The sequence below is a fragment of the Ralstonia sp. GX3-BWBA genome, assembly GCF_003290055.1.
GTDB classification, from domain to species: Bacteria; Pseudomonadota; Gammaproteobacteria; order Burkholderiales; family Burkholderiaceae; genus Ralstonia; species Ralstonia holmesii.
Map to the genome: position 1 here is coordinate 137,742 of NZ_QMKS01000012.1, position 17,432 is coordinate 155,173.

Annotated in this window: 21 protein-coding genes; 7 read left to right on the forward strand and 14 right to left on the reverse strand. The window is 64.9% G+C overall.

Translation table 11 applies throughout. The features are described from left to right. Position 1: 1 nt before the first annotated feature. On the forward strand, positions 2-196 hold the full coding sequence (locus DOD19_RS14925) for a YbdD/YjiX family protein (protein WP_004628224.1): 195 nt from the start codon (positions 2-4) through the stop codon (positions 194-196). A gap of 74 nt (positions 197-270) precedes the next feature. On the opposite strand, the gene DOD19_RS14930 is transcribed toward DOD19_RS14925, so the two are convergent. The 5 genes from DOD19_RS14930 to gabT all read right to left on the reverse strand — a co-directional run bounded on the left by DOD19_RS14930 (position 271) and on the right by gabT (position 6,035). Continuing rightward, the gene (locus tag DOD19_RS14930) at positions 271-1,017 is read right to left on the reverse strand and encodes a tetratricopeptide repeat protein (protein WP_112186295.1); all 747 of its coding nucleotides are present in this window, start codon (positions 1,015-1,017) and stop codon (positions 271-273) included. A 103-nt stretch (positions 1,018-1,120) separates the two neighbouring features. Continuing rightward, positions 1,121-1,756, reverse strand: coding sequence for a methionine biosynthesis protein MetW (gene metW / locus DOD19_RS14935; RefSeq protein WP_024977023.1), 636 nt, complete (start codon positions 1,754-1,756; stop codon positions 1,121-1,123). Continuing rightward, entirely contained in the window at positions 1,753-2,967 is a 1,215-nt protein-coding gene (locus tag DOD19_RS14940) for a homoserine O-acetyltransferase (protein ID WP_112186592.1), read from the reverse strand. The genes metW and DOD19_RS14940 overlap by 4 nt, the downstream gene beginning before the upstream one ends. Before the next feature lie 280 nt (positions 2,968-3,247). Next, positions 3,248-4,750, reverse strand: a complete 1,503-nt coding sequence (locus tag DOD19_RS14945) for an NAD-dependent succinate-semialdehyde dehydrogenase (RefSeq protein ID WP_112186297.1) — start codon at positions 4,748-4,750, stop codon at positions 3,248-3,250. A 4-nt stretch (positions 4,751-4,754) separates the two neighbouring features. Further along, complete coding sequence (gene gabT, locus DOD19_RS14950; RefSeq protein WP_024977026.1) at positions 4,755-6,035, reverse strand: 4-aminobutyrate--2-oxoglutarate transaminase; 1,281 nt, start codon at positions 6,033-6,035, stop codon at positions 4,755-4,757. Between the two features lie 153 nt (positions 6,036-6,188). On the opposite strand from gabT, the gene DOD19_RS14955 reads away from it, so the two are divergent. After that, complete coding sequence (locus DOD19_RS14955; protein WP_112186595.1) at positions 6,189-7,703, forward strand: PLP-dependent aminotransferase family protein; 1,515 nt, start codon at positions 6,189-6,191, stop codon at positions 7,701-7,703. A gap of 62 nt (positions 7,704-7,765) precedes the next feature. Here the strand turns inward: DOD19_RS14955 and slmA are convergent, their stop codons facing one another. From slmA to argB, 3 genes are read right to left on the reverse strand one after another with little or no spacing between them, the layout of a single operon-like run. After that, on the reverse strand, positions 7,766-8,416 hold the full coding sequence (gene slmA, locus DOD19_RS14960) for a nucleoid occlusion factor SlmA (protein WP_024977028.1): 651 nt from the start codon (positions 8,414-8,416) through the stop codon (positions 7,766-7,768). Between the two features lie 45 nt (positions 8,417-8,461). Continuing rightward, the gene (locus DOD19_RS14965) at positions 8,462-9,319 is read right to left on the reverse strand and encodes a pyrimidine 5'-nucleotidase (protein ID WP_024977029.1); all 858 of its coding nucleotides are present in this window, start codon (positions 9,317-9,319) and stop codon (positions 8,462-8,464) included. After that, complete coding sequence (gene argB, locus DOD19_RS14970; protein WP_112186299.1) at positions 9,319-10,233, reverse strand: acetylglutamate kinase; 915 nt, start codon at positions 10,231-10,233, stop codon at positions 9,319-9,321. Before argB ends, DOD19_RS14965 begins: the two co-directional genes overlap by 1 nt. A gap of 171 nt (positions 10,234-10,404) precedes the next feature. On the opposite strand from argB, the gene DOD19_RS14975 reads away from it, so the two are divergent. Genes DOD19_RS14975 through DOD19_RS14985 form a run of 3 tightly spaced genes read left to right on the forward strand, consistent with a single transcriptional unit; the run spans position 10,405 to position 11,465 of the window. Further along, positions 10,405-10,998: a sigma-70 family RNA polymerase sigma factor gene (locus tag DOD19_RS14975; RefSeq protein WP_112186301.1), complete on the forward strand. Its 594-nt coding sequence runs from the start codon at positions 10,405-10,407 to the stop codon at positions 10,996-10,998. A gap of 42 nt (positions 10,999-11,040) precedes the next feature. Then, positions 11,041-11,253 carry a zf-HC2 domain-containing protein gene (locus DOD19_RS14980; protein WP_024977032.1) on the forward strand — a complete coding sequence of 71 codons (213 nt, stop codon included), beginning with the start codon at positions 11,041-11,043 and terminating at the stop codon, positions 11,251-11,253. Beyond that, on the forward strand, positions 11,250-11,465 hold the full coding sequence (locus DOD19_RS14985; protein ID WP_024977033.1) for a cysteine-rich CWC family protein: 216 nt from the start codon (positions 11,250-11,252) through the stop codon (positions 11,463-11,465). Before DOD19_RS14980 ends, DOD19_RS14985 begins: the two co-directional genes overlap by 4 nt. A 4-nt stretch (positions 11,466-11,469) precedes the next feature. Here the strand turns inward: DOD19_RS14985 and DOD19_RS14990 are convergent, their stop codons facing one another. Continuing rightward, a complete protein-coding gene (locus DOD19_RS14990; protein WP_024977034.1) occupies positions 11,470-11,691 on the reverse strand; it encodes a hypothetical protein in 222 nt (73 codons plus the stop codon). Positions 11,692-11,737: 46 nt separating this feature from the next. Then, complete coding sequence (locus DOD19_RS14995; RefSeq protein WP_024977035.1) at positions 11,738-12,235, reverse strand: copper chaperone PCu(A)C; 498 nt, start codon at positions 12,233-12,235, stop codon at positions 11,738-11,740. 142 nt (positions 12,236-12,377) lie between these two features. Between DOD19_RS14995 and DOD19_RS15000 the strand changes: the two genes are divergently transcribed. Both DOD19_RS15000 and DOD19_RS15005 read left to right on the forward strand, forming a co-directional pair. Further along, positions 12,378-13,724, forward strand: coding sequence for an ATP-binding protein (locus DOD19_RS15000; protein ID WP_112186304.1), 1,347 nt, complete (start codon positions 12,378-12,380; stop codon positions 13,722-13,724). A gap of 49 nt (positions 13,725-13,773) precedes the next feature. Next, positions 13,774-14,352, forward strand: a complete 579-nt coding sequence (locus DOD19_RS15005) for a response regulator transcription factor (protein WP_024977037.1) — start codon at positions 13,774-13,776, stop codon at positions 14,350-14,352. Positions 14,353-14,388: 36 nt separating this feature from the next. On the opposite strand, the gene DOD19_RS15010 is transcribed toward DOD19_RS15005, so the two are convergent. The 4 genes from DOD19_RS15010 to hslV all read right to left on the reverse strand — a co-directional run bounded on the left by DOD19_RS15010 (position 14,389) and on the right by hslV (position 17,392). Further along, positions 14,389-14,589, reverse strand: a complete 201-nt coding sequence (locus DOD19_RS15010) for a CsbD family protein (RefSeq protein ID WP_112186305.1) — start codon at positions 14,587-14,589, stop codon at positions 14,389-14,391. A 78-nt stretch (positions 14,590-14,667) separates the two neighbouring features. After that, on the reverse strand, positions 14,668-15,282 hold the full coding sequence (locus DOD19_RS15015) for a hypothetical protein (protein ID WP_112186307.1): 615 nt from the start codon (positions 15,280-15,282) through the stop codon (positions 14,668-14,670). 214 nt (positions 15,283-15,496) lie between these two features. Then, positions 15,497-16,828, reverse strand: coding sequence for an ATP-dependent protease ATPase subunit HslU (hslU, locus tag DOD19_RS15020; protein ID WP_024977040.1), 1,332 nt, complete (start codon positions 16,826-16,828; stop codon positions 15,497-15,499). A gap of 27 nt (positions 16,829-16,855) precedes the next feature. After that, a complete protein-coding gene (gene hslV, locus DOD19_RS15025; RefSeq protein ID WP_024977041.1) occupies positions 16,856-17,392 on the reverse strand; it encodes an ATP-dependent protease subunit HslV in 537 nt (178 codons plus the stop codon). Positions 17,393-17,432: the final 40 nt, after the last annotated feature.

Here is a 17,432-nt window from a genome sequence, read left to right on the forward strand (position 1 = left end):
CATGCGCGAAGAACTCGAAAACTTCGGCCGATACCTGGGCCAGACGCTGCGCCTGATGGTTGGCGTGCCGGACTACGACACCTACGTGCGCCACATGCAGGAGACCCATCCGGGCCAGGCCGTCATGACGTACGAAGACTTCTTCCGCGAACGCCAGGACGCGCGCTACGCCGGACGCGTGGGCCGTTGCTGTTGATGAAGGATTGAACACGCTCCAAAGCAAAACCGCCGGTGCATGCTGCCATGCCCGGCGGTTTTTGCTTGCGTGCGCTACATCGACTGACGTGCCGTTGTGGGCGGGTCGCCGTGCTTGGCACGATAGGTCTTCTCCACCAGCTCGCGCAGCTTGCCGAGCGCACCCACATCCCCTTGCGCAGCCGCCCTGCCGTACCACTTCTTGGCCAGCTCGATATCCTGCGGCACCACGCCGGGTTCCCCGCGCTCGTAATAGCTGCCGACGATGTACTGCGAAGGCCCATCGCCCCCTTCGGCCGCCTTCTTGTACCAACTGAACGCGCGCCCGTAGTCGCGCGGCACACCGCGCCCGGTGAAGTAGTTGGTGGCCAGCGCGCGTTGCGCCTCGACATGCCCGCCCGCCGCAGCGCGTTCGTACCACTTGTTCGCTTCTTCCAGGGAGCGCGGTACCAGCTCGCCGCGCTCAAACAATTCGCCGTAGGCAAACTGCGCGTGGGTCATCTGGTTGTCGGCGGCACGGCGCAGCCATTTGACCGCCTCTTCAGGGCGGGCGACGGTGCCTTCGCCACGCATCAGCATCATGGCGTAGTTGAATTGCGCGAGCCGGTTGCCGCGCTGTGCAGCCTCGGCAAATTCGTCGAAGGCGTGGCCGAAATCGTTCTTCTCGTAATGCGCGATGGCGATCTGGGTGAGGGCGGCGGCATCGCCCTGTGTGTCGGCAGGCGACGTTGCAGCGGCTGCCAACGACATCGCCACGCCCATCGCCAGCACCAACAGCGCCTGTAGCATGCGCGGACTTCTGTGCCGGACCTGTCTGCTCATCGCGCGCTCCTCAACGGAAGAGGATCCAGTGTAACGCGCCCACCTGCTACGTGCGGGTGCGCACAAACCAGCACACCTGGGGCGTACACGGTTGCCGGGGCAATCAGCCCGCGCGCACCCGGTACACCGCTACGCTGCCACGCCAGTTGGCCCCCCAGCGCACCACACTGCCGTCGTGCAGCACAACGCGGTCGAGGATTACCAGTCCCACCTTGGGCGCCAGCGCTTCAAAGTCGCGGATGGTCAGCACGCGCACGTTGGGCGTGTTGTACCACTCGTACGGCAGCGACTTGGACACCGGCATGCGCCCGCGGAAGATCGACAGCCGATGCGGCCAGTAGCCGAAATTCGGGAACGACACGATGCACTCGCGACCCACGCGCAGCATCTCGCGCAGCACCTGCGCCGTGTTGTGGATGGTCTGCAGCGTTTGCGAAAGGATGACCGTATCGAAGCTCTTGTCCTCGAACAGCGCCAGCCCACCTTCCATGTTCTGCTGGATCACGTGCACGCCCTTTTTCGCGGAGGCCAGCACGCCTGCGTCGTCGATCTCGATGCCGTAGGCCAGCACGTCGAGCTCGTCCTGCAGCACGCGCAACAGGCTGCCGTCGCCGCAACCAAGGTCGAGCACGGTGGAGTGCGGCTCGATCCAGCGGGCGATGGCGCGAAAGTCCGCGCGGTCGGTCAGGATGTTCGGCACTGCGGACGGCGCAGCGGGGTTCAGCGTTTGCGTTGTCATGCGCCGATCTCCTGCGCGATGCGTTCGTAATAGGCGCGGACCAGCGCGTGGTAGCGCGCGTCTTCCAGAAGGAAAGCGTCGTGACCGTGGGGCGCGTCGATCTCGCCGTAGGTGACGGGATGCTTGTTGTCGAGCAGCGCCTTGACCAGCTCGCGGCTGCGCGCGGGGGCGAATCGCCAATCGGTCATGAAGCTGACGACGAGGTAGCTCGCCTTGGTATGCGCGACGGCCTTGGTGAGGCTCCCGCCGTAGGCCAGTGCGGGGTCGAAGTAATCGAGCGCGCGCGTGATCAGCAGATACGTGTTCGCATCGAAGTACTCGGCAAACTTGTCGCCCTGGTAGCGCAGATAGCTCTCGACCTGGAACTCGACGTCGAACGAGAAACGGATGTCGTCCGCCTTCAGCTCGCGGCCGAATTTCGCGGCCATGTCTTCATCCGACAGATAGGTGATGTGCCCGATCATCCGGGCCACACGCAGACCGCGCTTGGGCTTGACGTTGTGCGCGTAGTAATCGCCGCCGTGGAAATCGGGGTCGGACAGGATCGCGCTGCGCGCCACCTCGTTGAAGGCGATGTTCTGCGCCGACAACTTGGGCGTGGACGCCACCACCACGCAGTGCCGCAACCGGTCCGGATACATCAGGCTCCAGGCCAGCGCCTGCATGCCGCCGAGGCTGCCGCCCATCACTGCCGCAAATTGCTGGATGCCGAAGCGATCGGCCACACGTGCCTGGGCATTCACCCAGTCTTCCACCGTCACCACGGGAAAGCGCGCGCCGTAGGGCAGGCCGGTTTCCGGGTGCGGGCTCATGGGGCCGGTCGAGCCGAAACACGAGCCCAGGTTGTTCACCCCGATGACAAAGAAGCGGTTGGTATCGACCGGCTTGCCAGGGCCGACCATGTTGTCCCACCAGCCGACTTCGCCCTCGGCGTGCACGCCCGCCACGTGGTGCGAGGCGTTGAGTGCGTGGCAGATGAGCACGGCGTTGGAGCGGTCGGCATTGAGCGTGCCGTAGGTTTCGACCATCAGGTCGTAGCCGCTGATCTGCGAGCCGTTGCGCAGTTGCAGCGGCTCGGCAAAATGCATGCGCTCGGGCACAACCAGGCCGATGGCGTTGGCCGGCTTGCCCTGATGTGCCTTCGGAGAGGATGTGTCGGCCTGCGCCGCATCGACTGCGGTGACCGCGGTGTCAGCCTGGATGTCTGTCATGGCACCAAAGAAAAAACCCGACCGGCAACGCTGATCACGCAACCAATCGGGTTCTCATGTGGCGCACGTGGGGCGCTTGCTTTCACCACCCCCGCTCTGACCGAACCTCTTTAGCCGCATTTGTAATGAGAGCCCAGAGCCACATCCGTGGATGCCTGAACTCCCGCGCGCCCGCAAGCCAGTCGTCAAATCGGCGCGCCAGAGGAGAGTGATTATAGAGCAAGCGGCGGCGGACGCATCACCGCATCGTGATGCGTCCGATTCCCCGCCATATGCCGGGTCAAAGGCCTGCCATATTGATGTACTTGATCTCCAGGTACTCGTCGATGCCGTATTTGGAGCCTTCGCGGCCGAGCCCCGATTGCTTGACGCCGCCAAACGGCGCTTCGGCCGTCGAGATCAGCCCCGTATTGACGCCAACCATTCCAGACTCCAGCGCGTCCGAAACGCGCCACGCTCGGCCCAGATCGCGGGTGTAGAAATACGCGGCCAGCCCGAACTCGGTGTCGTTGGCGGCGGCCACGGCCTCGTCTTCCGTGTCGAAGGGAATGAGCGCAGCCAGCGGGCCGAACGTTTCTTCATGCGCGAGCAGCATGCCCGGCTTCGCATCGACCACGACGGTCGGCTCGAAGAACGCACCGCCCTGCGCGGACAGCGCATGCGGCTTGCCGCCCACCAGGACGCGCGCACCTTGGCGCACGGCGTCGTCCAGATGCTGCTGCACCTTGTCCATCGCGCGCATGTGGATCAGCGGGCCCTGCTGCACGCCGGGCTCCGTGCCGTTGCCGACGCGCAGCGCACGCACGGCGTCGGCGAGCTTGGCCGCAAACGTGTCGTAGATGCCGCGTTGCACGTAAAAGCGATTCGCGCACACGCAGGTTTGGCCTGCGTTGCGGTACTTGGCGATCATCGCGCCTTCCACCGCCGCATCGACGTCGGCATCGTCAAACACGATGAACGGCGCGTTGCCGCCCAGTTCGAGCGACAGCTTCTTGATGTCGTCGGCGCACTGGCGCATCAGCAAGCGACCGACCGCCGTGGAGCCCGTGAAGCTGAGCTTGCGCACGATCGGGTTGGACGTCAGCTCGCCGCCAATCGCCTGCGAATCGCCCGTGACGATGGACAGCAGGCCCGCCGGCACGCCAGCGCGCACGGCCAGCTCGGCAAATGCGAGCGCAGAGTAGGGCGTTTCCAGCGCGGGCTTCACGACCATCGAGCAACCGGCCGCCAGCGCCGGGCCGACCTTGCGCGTCATCATCGCGATGGGGAAATTCCATGGCGTGATGGCCGCGCTCACGCCGATCGGCTCCTTCTGCACGACGATACGGCGATCGCCCTGCGGCGAGGGAATCGTGTCGCCGTAAATCCGGCGTGCTTCTTCCGCAAACCATTCGATGAACGACGCGGCGTAGGCGATTTCGCCGGCAGCTTCCGGCAGCGGCTTGCCTTGCTCGGCCGTGAGGATGGCAGCGAGATCCTGCTGATGTTCCATCATCAAATCGGCCAGCTTGCGCAGGATCCTGGCGCGATCGCGTGCGCTCACCTTGCGCCAGGCGCGTTGCGCAACCTGTGCGGCATCGATGGCGCGGCGTGTTTCGGCGGCGCCCATGCCGGGCACGGTGCCGATCTTGCGGCCGGTGGCGGGATCGGTCACGTCGCGCGTGGCGCCGTCATCGGCATCGGCCCAGGTGCCGGCGAGGAACGCTTGCGTGCGCCACAGGCCGGGGTCTTTCAGTGCGATCGGTGGCGTAACCGGCGCGCTCGGCAGATCGGTGCGGGTCATGGTGTCAGCTCTCCAGTGCGCGTTGCAGGATGGCAAGGCCCTCTTCGAACACCGCGTCTTCAATCGTGAGCGGGAACAGGAAGCGGATCACGTTGCCGTACACGCCGCACGACAGGAGGAGCAGGCCGGCTTCGAGCGCGCGCTGCTGCACGAGCTTGGTGAAATCGGCGTCCGGCTTGCCGTCCGGCGTATTGAATTCGACAGCAACCATCGCGCCCACGCCACGCACTTCGGCAATGCGCGACTGCTTGGCCTTGGCAGCATTCAGTGCGTCAACCAGACGTGCGCCCAGCGCGGCGGAGCGCTCGCACAGTTTCTCGTCGGCAATGATGTCGAGCACCGCATGCGCCGACGCCACCGCCAGCGGGTTGCCGGCGTAGGTGCCGCCGAGCCCGCCCGGAGCCGGCGCGTCCATGATTTCTGCGCGGCCCGTGACGGCGGACAACGGCAGGCCGCCCGCCAGGCCCTTGGCCATCGTCGTGATGTCCGGCAGCACGCCCGTGTGCTCCATGGCAAACAGCTTGCCGGTGCGGGCAAAGCCGGTTTGCACTTCGTCGGCGATCATCACGATGCCGTGTTCATCGCACAGCGCACGCACGGCGCGTACGAAATCGGCGGGCATCTGGTAGAAGCCGCCCTCGCCCTGCACCGGCTCGAAGATGATGGCTGCCACCTGGCGCGGATCGATATCGGCCTTGAACAGGCGCTGAATGGCGTCAAGCGCATCCTGCGTGCTCACGCCATGCAGCGCCACGGGCGCCGGCACGTGATAGATGCTGCCCGGGAACGGTCCGAAGCCCGTCTTGTACGGCACCACCTTGCCCGTCAGCGACATGCCCATGAACGTACGGCCGTGGAACGCGCCCGTGAGTGCGATCACACCCGGGCGGCCCGTGTGCGCCCGTGCGATCTTGATGGCGTTTTCCACGGCCTCGGCGCCCGTGGTGAAGAACGCGGTCTTTTTGGCGTGCGAGCCTGGCGTGATCGCGTTCAGGCGCTCGGCCAACTCGACGTACGAACCGTACGGCACGATCTGGAAAGCGGTGTGCGTGAAGTGATCCAGCTGCTCGCGCACGGCCTGCACCAGACGCGGGTGGCGATGGCCCGTGTTGACCACGGCAATGCCGGCCGCGAAGTCAATGTAGCGGCGGCCTTCCACGTCCCAGAACAGGGCGTTCTCGGCGCGCTCGGCGTAGCGGTCGGTCATCACACCAACGCCGCGCGGCGTAGCGGCCAGGCGGCGGGCATTCCATTGGGCGTTCTGTTGCGGGTCTCGGGCGTTCATGGCGGTCTTGTGCGTTGGGTCAAGAAAGAGACGATGCGGCCCAGTGTGGCCCCATTGGCTCTGTACAATAAGACCCAATCAGGTTTTTCTTTTGGAACCACTTTGGTTCCATCGCGCACCATGGCCGACCATTCCCCCACCCACCGCGCCAGCATGCTGGTCGACTACCTGCAACGCCGCTTCGACCGTGCAGAGCCGGGCGGCGAGCCCGACCACCGCCGCCTGTACCGCGTGTTGCAGGAGGGCATCCTGCGCGACGAGCTGCAGCCGGGCACGCGCCTGCCGTCGTCGCGGCAGTTGGCCACCGAACTGGGCATCGCGCGCAACACGGTCATCCACGTCTATGAGCAGCTCAGCGTGGAAGGCTATGTGTCGGCAGGCGTGGGCAGCGGCACCTTCGTCGCCGATACCGCGCCAGACCGGCTGGACGCAGCCCCCGCACCGGTCGCAGCGGTTGCCGCAGTGGCACCCGCGCCGATCACTGAAGCGGCCATGCCGTCCGCGCCGATACTCTCAACGCGCGGCCGTGCGCTGGTGCGCGATGCGGGCGCCAGTTCGCGCCAGTGGGGCGCCTTCATGCCGGGCGTACCGGAGGTGCGGATGTTTCCGGCGCGCATCTGGTCGCGCTTGCACAACCGGCTGCTGCGCAAGCCTTCACCCGCGCTGCTGACGTATCCCGTTGGCGCGGGCTACCTGCCGCTGCGCACCGCGCTGGCCGATTACCTGCGCACCGCGCGTGGCGTGCGCTGCGAGCCCGAGCAGATCATCGTCACTGCAGGCATCCACCCGTCGCTCCAACTCATCGCGCAGCTGCTGTGCGATGCCGGCGACAGTGCATGGATCGAAGACCCCGGCTACTGGGGCGTGCGCAGCGTACTCACCGCTGCGGGCGTGCGCACCGTGCCACTGCCGGTGGACGATGAAGGCATGCGCTTCGACATCCCCACGCGCGGGCGTCAGCGCAGCAAGCCGCCGAAGCTCATGGTGGTCTCGCCCTCGCACCAATATCCGCTCGGTTCGGTGATGAGCCTCGCGCGACGCCGGGCGCTGCTGGCCACCGCCCACGCAACCGATGCATGGATCGTCGAAGACGACTACGACAGCGAATTCCGCTACGGCAGCCGCCCGCTGCCTTCTTTGCAAGGGCTGGATGATGGCGGGCGCGTGCTCTACATGGGCACGTTCTCGAAAGTGCTGTTCCCCAGCTTGCGGATTGGCTATCTGGTCGTGCCGCCCGCGCTGGCCGATGCGTTTACGACGGGGCTGTCGGAGATGTTCCGCGGCGGCCAGATTCTCACGCAGGCCGTGCTGGCGGACTTCATTGCGGAGGGCCATTTCGTCTCCCACATCCGGCGCATGCGTGGCGTGTATGCGGAACGGCGCGAAACGCTGCTGGCGTCCATCGCCCACGAGTTCGGCGACGCGCTGCCCGTGCATGACGGTGCGTCGGGCCTGCATCTCGTGCTGGGCTTGCCGACCGGCACCAACGATGTGGCCGTTGCTGATCTTGCACTCGCCAATGACGTCGTCACGCGCCCGCTCTCACGTTATTACCAGGACGACGCGCGCCGCTTGCCCGGACTGCTGCTCGGCTATGGCCATGTGGAAACAGAACAGATTGGGGCGCGGTTTCATACGTTGGCGGAGGCAGTGCGCACCGTCGGCTGACCAACGCTGCACGCAACAAAAAAGCCCCGCATCGCGGGGCTTTTACTTGGGGCGAAGCACGCTCAGGCCAACAGCACCCGCAACTGCGCATCCGCACCTTCCACCGGAGACTTCCGGAAGCCGCTCTTGGCGTACCGATGCCAGCGCCCCAGCACCGCACACACAACCAAGTTGGCGCGCGAAGCGATGTCGGCATCCGCCGGCCAGGCACCCTGCGTAACCGCCATGCGCAGACTCTGCTTGAGCGACGCCTCGATGCGATCCAGGCACTGCGCCATGCGCTCGGGCAGGCGCTCGTCTTCGCCGACCAGCGCGTCGCCCACCAGCACGCGCGTCATGCCCGGATTCTTGTCGGCAAACGACAGGAGCATGTGCGCGATGGCATGCGCCTGGCGCAAGCCGTGTTCTTCACGCAAGGTGATCTGGTTGATGAGGCCGAAGACGGTCTGCTCGATGAATTCGATCAGCCCTTCGAACATCTGCGCCTTGCTGGCGAAGTGGCGGTACAACGCCGCTTCGGAGACATCCAGCCGTGCAGCCAAGCCTGCGGTTGTGATCTTTTCACCGCGCGGATGCTCGAGCATGCCGGCAAGCGTCTGCAGAATCTGCACGCGGCGCTCGCCCGGTCGGGGGCGTTTGCGTACCGGCGGTGCGGCTATGGCGACGTCCGCGACCGGCTCGGCGGTCGGAAACTCCGTTTGCGCGTTGCTCATGACTTCCTGGCCCCTCTCCCGTTCCGAGCGCGGAGTTACCACTGCCTAGCCGCGTCGAACAAGCCTTCGTTTTAGTTGAAGCACCGATTTTACTTTCACGCTCACATAGCCGGGCCGGTTGGCGAACAAAATCGGTGTGGCGGCCGGTTGATGTGGTGAATTTGCACGCGCGCCAACTGCCGTCGCTTGCATTGGATGCAATGCATCGGCAGCGGAAGTCGGCTGCACGCCGGGCGGCACGCGCCGCAGATAACCCGTCACCCATACCGTGCGAATCCCCAGGCGCCGATAGCGTTTGAGGTGAGAAAGCGTGTCTTCGACGAGGATGGCGCGCGATGGCGCAATACGTTCGCGTGCGAGCAACCGGCGCAGCATCAGCGGGTCAGGTTTCGGACGCAGGCGCCGGTGCACCCACATGTGCTCGACGGCGATTTCGCGTAGGAACGCGCGCTTCAGGCCAATGAGCCGCAGCACCTCGCGCGCGTAGGCGGCCGGCGCGTTGGTCAGCAGAATCTTGCGCCCCGGCAGGGCGCGCAGCAACTGGGCGAGGCCGCGCTCCGCGCGCACCATGGCGCGCAGGTCTTCAAAGCGGTGGGCCTCAGCAAGGAAATCAGCGGGGTCGACGCCGTGATGGCGGACCATGCCCAGAATCGTGGCGCCATAGCGGCGCCAGTAATCCACGCGCACCTGGCTGGCGGTGGCGTCGTCCGTGCCGAGCACGCGCGCCACGTACGCCGTCATCAGCCGGTTGATCTGCGGAAAGATCGCGTGCGATGCGTGGTGAAGTGTGTTGTCGAGGTCGAACAGCCAGACCGGCTGCCGGGCGGGCGGAGAGCCCGCCGGCACCTCGCGCGGGAAGGCGCGCGCAGCATGGCGCACCCGCACCGCCCGAGTGGTTCGCATCAGTGCGAGCGGATCATCGTGCCGAACGCCTGTTCGGTCAGGATTTCCAGCAGCAGCGAGTGCTCGATACGGCCATCGACGATGTGCACCGAGTTCACGCCGCTCTTGGCGGCATCCAGCGCCGACGAAATCTTCGGCAGCATGCCGCCCGAGATCGTGCCGTCGGCAAACAGCTCGTCGATCTCGCGCGCCGACAGGTCGGTCAGCAGATTGCCCTGCTTGTCCATCACGCCGGGAATGTTGGTCATCATGACCAGCTTCTCAGCCTTCAGGATCTCGGCCATCTTGCCGGCCACGACGTCGGCGTTGATGTTGTAGGCCTGACCGTCATCGGAGAAGCCGATGGGCGAGATGACAGGAATGAACGCGTCGTCCTGCAGCGCCTTGACCACCGCCGGGTTGATCGCTTCGATGTCGCCCACGAAACCGATGTCGATGAACTCGCCCGGATGCTCGCGGTCCGGCATCTTCAGCTTCTTGGCGCGGATCAGGCCACCGTCCTTGCCGGTCAGGCCGACCGCTTGGCCGCCGTACTGGTTGATCAGCATGACGATGTCCTGCTGAACTTCGCCGCCGAGCACCCACTCGACCACTTCCATGGTCTCTTCATCGGTCACACGCATGCCCTGGATGAAGGTGCCTTGCTTGCCGACCTTCTTCAGGGCTTCGTCGATTTGCGGACCGCCGCCGTGCACCACCACCGGGTTCATGCCGACCAGCTTGAGCAGGATCACGTCGCGCGCGAAGCCGTGCTTGAGCTTTTCCTCCGTCATGGCGTTGCCGCCGTACTTGACGACGATGGTTTTGCCGTGAAACTTGCGAATGTAAGGCAGGGCCTGCGCGAGAATTTCAGCCTTCAACGCCGGCGCAACGTGCGCGAGGCCAGCAGGGTCGGGGGCAGCAGAAGCGGTCATGACGGTGACATCCGGTTGGGCGGGTATGATGGAACGCCGAATGTCGCGTGCTACAAAAACGAAGCAGCCCATTTTCGGCAGGCGCGATTTTACAAGAAAAGGCGCTACGGTCTGACGGCGCACCTTGCGTGCCTGCCATACCGTTGCCACGAAAGAACACCCTGGGGAAACATGGCCATCGCACCCGACCAACTCGACGCGCTACGCCCTCACCTGCTGCGCTTTGCGCAACTGCAATTGCGTGACACGGCCTTGGCTGAAGACACGGTGGCTGACACCATCCTGGCGGTGCTCGAACACCCTGAGCGCTTTGCCGGCAATGCCTCGCTCAAGACGTACGTGATCGGCATCCTCAAGCACAAGATCGTCGATGCGATCCGCTCGGGGCGGCGCGAAGTGCGCGTCTCACTGCTTTCGGGTGGTGAATCCGACGAGGCAGGCATGCGTTCCGACGAGGCCGTCTTCGACAGCTTGTTCGCCGCCGACGGCCACTACACCAGCCCGCCGTCCGACTGGGGAGACCCCGATGCCGCGCTGTCACGGCGCGAGTTCTTCGACGTGCTGCAAATGTGCGTCGATCGCCTGCCGCCGCGCGTGGGCCGCGTCTTCATGATGCGCGAATGGCTGGAGTTGGAAACCGAGGAAATCTGTCAGGAATTGCAGATCACGGCGACCAATGCATGGGCACTGCTCTACCGTGCCCGCATGCGCCTGCGCGAGTGCCTTGACCTGCACTGGTTTGGCAATCAGCCCGCCGCCGCCTGAATCGCCCATAGGCGCACCTGAGCCGCATCACAGAGAACAACCATGCCGAACCGTTGGGGACTGCCCACCTGCAAGGAAGCCCACCGCATGCTGGTGTCGAAGATGGACCGCGACCTGTCCACAGGCGAGCGGCTACGGCTGCGCGTGCATCTGTTTGCCTGCGATGCGTGTACGCGGTTCTCGCACCAGATGGGGTTTCTGCGTCAGGCGATGCACAAGCTCGGACAAGACGACGACGGGAGCAGCCAAGCGTGACCTCGTCGGTCGCCAACACCGTATGTGCGATCTGCGGCGCGGAATTGCACTGCGGAGCCATCGGCGACGGCAAGCAGCCCGACGCGACATGCTGGTGCATGTCCGAAAAAACGCTGCCTGCCAACGCGCGGCGCCCGGGACAGGGCTGCCGCTGCCAGCGTTGCCTGCGCGAAGCGATTGCGCAGGCAAGGGCAGCGTCTGAATCCGACTGAGCGATCAGTCCTTGTCTTTGCTGTCGTCGTCCAGCGTGCGCAGAGCACGGCGGACGTCGGCTCGGCCGCGCTGACGCTCAGCGTGGCCGCCTTCGGTATGGGCACCGGCCTTGCGGCCGCGAGCGAGCGGCACGAGAACGTTGCGCGGGCGCGCAGTGCCGGCCTTCGTTGAAGGTTCGATGCGGAACGTCAGTTTCTGGCGAGTGCCCAGTGTCTTGTTAGCCATGGGAATGCTCCCTTACGTGGCTTGAAGCGACACTCGCCGCAAGCCATCAATGTTTGTGTTCGCCGCCGTGGTTCATGGCGGGCATGTTGCCGGCGGTCAGGTCGCGTACGCGGGCATCCACCTTCTGCTCGACAACGCGCTTGTCGGCCAGCTCCACCTTGAGCGTGATCGGCACGGTGGTGTCCTTCACCAGCGGCTGTTTCAGGTTCATCAACATCACGTGGTAGCCGCCCGGCTTGAGCTGCACGGTCTGGCCCTTCGGCAGATCCAGCGAGGGCATCGCGCGCATGCGCATTACGTCGCCTTCCATCTTCATCTCGTGGATCTCAGCCGTGCCGGCCACGGGCGTCGATACGCCAACCACCTTGGCACCGTCGGCCGATTGCAGCGTCATGAACGCGCCGCTGGACGTCTGACCCGGCACGGTGCCGCGCACCCAGGCGTCCTGCACCGTGACCTGTGCGAAAGCGGCGGCGCTGGCGAGCAAGCCAGCCGTGAGCACAGCCAGGCAAGCGGAAGAACGGATCGATCGGGACGTCATCATCAAGGGCTCCTGTCGGGGACAAACGTGCTGCGCATTAAAGCACAGCGTCTGTGGGGAGATAGGTTGGGTGCACAATTGTGCGGCTGATTGACGCATCGCCGCGCGGATAACCGCGCGGTGCGCACGTTTACACTTGTCCACCATGCTTTTCACCCTGTCTCTTGCCGCGCCACTGCTGGACGCGTCCAGTCTACGCCGCCTCTTCTGGCTGCGATGGAGTCTGCTGGCCACTCAACTGGTCCTGATGCTGCTCGCGCCGCTGGTATTTGGCGTGCAACTGCCGGTGGTGCCGCTGCTGAGCGTGATGGGCCTGCATGCGCTGTTCAACCTGCTCACCGGATGGCGCGTGCGGCGCAACCGGCCCGTGCAGCATATTGAGATCACCGTTCAACTTCTGGTGGACCTGACCGCGCTGTCTGCTCTGCTGTATTTCACAGGTGGCGCGACCAATCCGTTCGTCTCGTTCTACCTGCCGGCGCTGGCAATTGCGGCGGCCATGCTGCCGATCGCACACGTGGTGGGCCTGACGCTCTACGCGCTGGCCGCCTACAGCATGATGCTGGGCAACTACATCCCGCTGAAGCTGGCGAACCAGGCCGATGCGGTGGCGTATCACCTGGCGGGCATGTGGATCGATTTCGTGGCCAGCAGCGCGATGATCGCCGGTTTTACGGCGCGCCTGTCCGCCGCGCTGCGCGAGAGCGATGCGCAACTGACCGAAGCGCGCGAGCGACTGCTGCGCGAGCAACGCATCGAAGCCCTGATGTCGCAAGGCGCGAGCGTAGCGCACGAAATGGGCACACCGCTGTCTACCGTGGCCGTCATCACCGGCGAGCTGCAGCACGACGCGAAGCAGCCCGATTCCCCGCTCGGCCCGTACCGCGAAGACCTGCGCGCCATCGAGCAGCAACTCGAACTGTGCCGCGCCGCCCTGGCGCGCCTGCAGCGCAAACCCAACGACGGCGCGCCCGAGCCGCTCGGCCAATGGTTGCCCGATTTCACGCAGACGTGGCAGCTGCGGCATCGGGACATCCGCCTCCACACGGAGACATCGCCCGCAGCGCAAGCGGTGGAATTGGATGCAGTGAACGTCGGCCAGATCCTCACCATCCTGCTGGACAACGCCGCCCGCAGCCAGCAGCACGCCGGGCGCGATCTGGTGCCGCTGCTGCTGACGGCCAAGATCGACGCCAATCCGGATGTGCTCCGCGATATGCCGCCGCAGATCGTACTCTCCATCGTCGATACGGGGTTGGGCTTGCCGGAAGACTTGCGCACGTCCCTGGGCCGTACGCCGGTACCGAGCCGGCACGGCGGCCACGGGATCGGGCTGTATCTGGCCTCCACCACGGCTCGTCGCTTGGGTGGTACCGTGGTGCTACGTCCGAACCCGCCCCAAGGCGCCATTGCCGAACTCCGACTGCCGGTTGGCGGTCCGATGGAACACGCGGCCGCCCCCATCATTGGCGCGCCCACCCTCTTCACATAACGAGACGGCCTGACACAGCCCCCGCGCACGTACGGCCCCGGAGAACACCATGCAGCAGCCCGCCCCCTTTTTGATCCTCGATGACGACGACGTCTTTGCGCAGACGCTGGCGCGCGCGCTCACGCGTCGCGGCTTTGCTCCGCAGATCGCGCACACCGGCGGCGAAGCGCTGGCACTGGCACGCCAGACACGCTTTTCGTATGTCACTGTCGATCTGCACTTGGCCGCGAGCGACAAGGGCCTGATGCCCCATGGCGGGACGGATTCCGGTCTGCACTGGATTGCCCCATTGCGCCAAGCCCTGCCCGACGCGCGCATGCTGATCCTCACGGGCTACGCGAGCATTGCCACCGCTGTGCAGGCGGTCAAACTGGGGGCCGACGAATACTTGGCCAAACCGGCCAACGTCGATTCGATTCTGCTGGCGTTGCAGGTTGGCGTGTCTGAAGCCGTGGCGGAGCAGACGATGGAGAACCCGGCGCCGCTGTCTGTCGCGCGACTGGAGTGGGAACACATCCAGCGCGTGCTGGCCGAGCACGGCGGCAATATCTCCGCCACCGCGCGGGCGCTCAACATGCATCGGCGCACGCTGCAACGCAAGCTGGGCAAACGGCCGGTCGCCAAATAAACGCCGGCCGCATGAGGCTACCTCAGCGCTGCATCATCAGCGGGTATCGCGCTCCCACGCCTTGAGCTCGTCTTCGGCGCGTTCCTTCGTATAGCCGTAACGTTCCTGGATCTTGCCGGCAAGCTGGTCGCGCTTGCCGCGGATCACGGTGAGGTCATCGTCGGTGAGCTGGCCCCACTTTTCCTTGACCTTGCCCTTGGCCTGATCCCATTTACCTTCGATCTGGTCCCAGTTCATACGTCCTCCGTTGCGATTGAGATTGAGACAAATGCAGGGGCGACCCGCAGGCCGCCCGTGTACACACTTCCGTACGGCTTACTTCTTGAACTTGGCGGCCACGTCGTTCTGACACTTCGTCTTGGCGTCGCCCGACATCGCATCGCAGCGTTCCTTGGCGGCCTTGTAGTTGGCGTCGTTGGTGTCCTTGACGGCATCGCGACGCGCTTCGCTGACGTCCTTGGCGGTGCCCGTGGCCTTGGCATGGCTCACCTCGTCACCGCCCTTGGCACGCGTGTAGGCGGCCTTGGCATCCTTCACGCAGGTGTCTTTATCGTTGCCCTTCATGGCATCGCACTTAGTCTTGGCGACGTCGTAGTCGGCCTCGGCCTTTTCCTTGGCGGCGCGGTTGCGGGCCGCTTCAGTGCCGTCGCGCTCCACCATCGCATTGGCCTTGGCGACGTTGTAATCGCCCTTGGCCTGCGCACGGCAGACGTCGCGGTCATTGCCCTTCATCGCATCGCACTTGTCCTTGTTGGCTTTGTAATTGGCATCGGCTTGCTTGACGGCACTGTCGTAAGCGGCGCGCTTGGCATCGTTCGGTGCCGAGGCGCCGGCGGGGCCGGTTGGCGCGGGCGTGAGCTGGGCGTGGGCGATGCCCAACGGGGCGCAGGCAAGCACGCAACACAGGGCCAGGCGTTGGATCGGTTTCATACGCTTCTCTCCTTGTCGTGGTGGGAATCGCGCACGCCAGGTGCGCGGCGCGCATTGTCTGTGCGGCACCACCTTCTTCAGCAGATAACGGACCTGACCACGCACGACCCTGATGAAACCCTTGCCAGGCTTGGCTTGGCGGGCGCCCAAACAAAACGGGCCGCATCGTCTCCGATGCGGCCCGCAGGGCATATTGAATGCGTTGCTTATACGCTTACAGCACGTAGCGGGACAGGTCTTCGTTACCCGACAGCTCGTTCAAACGCTCGTCGACGTACGCGGCGTCGATGGTCACGGTCTCGCCCGACGATTTGTGTGCGTGGAAGGACAGGTCTTCAAGCAGTCGCTCCATCACCGTGTACAAACGGCGTGCGCCAATGTTCTCGACCTTCTCGTTGACCGAACATGCGATCTCGGCCAGGCGGCGAATACCATCTTCGGCAAACACGAGGTCGACACCTTCGGTCTTCAGCAGCGCCTGATATTGCTTGGTGAGGCTCGCGTCGGTCTGCGTGAGAATCGCGCGAAAATCCTCCACCGACAGCGAATCCAGCTCCACGCGAATCGGGAATCGGCCCTGCAGTTCGGGAATCAGGTCGCTCGGCTTGGACAGATGGAACGCGCCCGACGCAATGAACAGGATGTGATCGGTCTTGATCATCCCGTACTTGGTGTTCACGGTCGTGCCTTCCACCAGCGGCAGCAAGTCGCGCTGCACGCCCTGGCGCGACACCTCGCCGCCGCCGTATTCGCTGCGGCTGGCGATCTTGTCGATCTCGTCCAGGAACACGATGCCGTTCTGCTCGACGTTGGCCACCGCCTTCTGCTTGAGCTCATCCTCGTTCACGAGCTTCGCGGCCTCTTCGTCGATCAGCAGCTTGAAGGCTTCCTTCACCTTCATCTTGCGACGGTTCTTCTTGCCCTGGCCCAGGCCGGCGAACATCGAGCGGATCTGCTCGGTCATGTCTTCCATGCCGGGCGGGCCCATGATGTCCATGCTCGGCGTGCCGGCCGACACTTCCAGTTCGATTTCCTTGTCGTCGAGCTGGCCTTCGCGCAGCTTCTTGCGGAAGGTCTGGCGCGCGGTCGAGTCCTTCTCTTCTGGCTGCGCAAAACCGATGTCGCGCGGCGGCGGGATCAGGACGTCGAGAATGCGATCCTCGGCCGCATCTTCGGCCTTGGCGCGCACCTTCTTCATCTCGGATTCGCGCGTCTGCTTGACGGCCATCTCGGCCAGATCGCGCACGATGGTGTCGACATCGCGGCCGACGTAGCCCACCTCGGTGAACTTGGTCGCCTCGATCTTGATGAACGGTGCGTCGGCCAGCTTGGCCAGGCGGCGGGCGATCTCGGTCTTGCCCACGCCGGTCGGTCCGATCATCAGGATGTTCTTGGGCGTGATTTCCTGGCGCAGCGGGTCTCCCACCTGTTGGCGGCGCCAACGGTTGCGCAGCGCCACGGCGACGGCCTTCTTGGCCTTGTGCTGGCCGATGATGTGCTTGTCGAGTTCGGAGACGATTTCTGACGGCGTCATGGTTTCAGACATGGGAATCCTGTCGATGAAGGCGTTCGATTATTCGAGCGTCTCGATCACGAAATTGGTGTTGGTGTAGATGCAGAGTTCGCCAGCGATGCGCAGCGATTTTTCCACCACATCGCGCGGAGCGAGGTCGGTGTTCTCCATGAGCGCCTTGGCGGCCGATTGTGCATACGAGCCGCCCGAGCCGATGGCAGCGATACCGCCTTCCGGGTCGAGCACATCGCCGTTGCCGGTGATGACGAGCGTGGCTTCTCGGTCGGCGACGATCAGCATCGCTTCAAGGTGGCGCAGGGCGCGATCGGTGCGCCAGTCCTTGGCCAGGTCGACGGCGGAGCGCAGCAGGTTGCCCTGGTGCTTCTGCAACTTGGCTTCAAAACGGTCGAGCAGGGAGAAGGCGTCGGCGGTGGCGCCGGCAAAGCCGACCAGCACCTTGCCATCGTGGATGGCGCGCACTTTGCGAGCCGAGCCTTTCATCACGATATTGCCCAGCGTGACCTGGCCGTCGCCGCCGAGCGCGACGTGGTTGCCGCGCCGCACGCTGACGATGGTGGTGCCGTGATACTGTTCCATGCGCTTGTTCCTAGGGGTCCGGCTTGGCGCGACCCCCAGC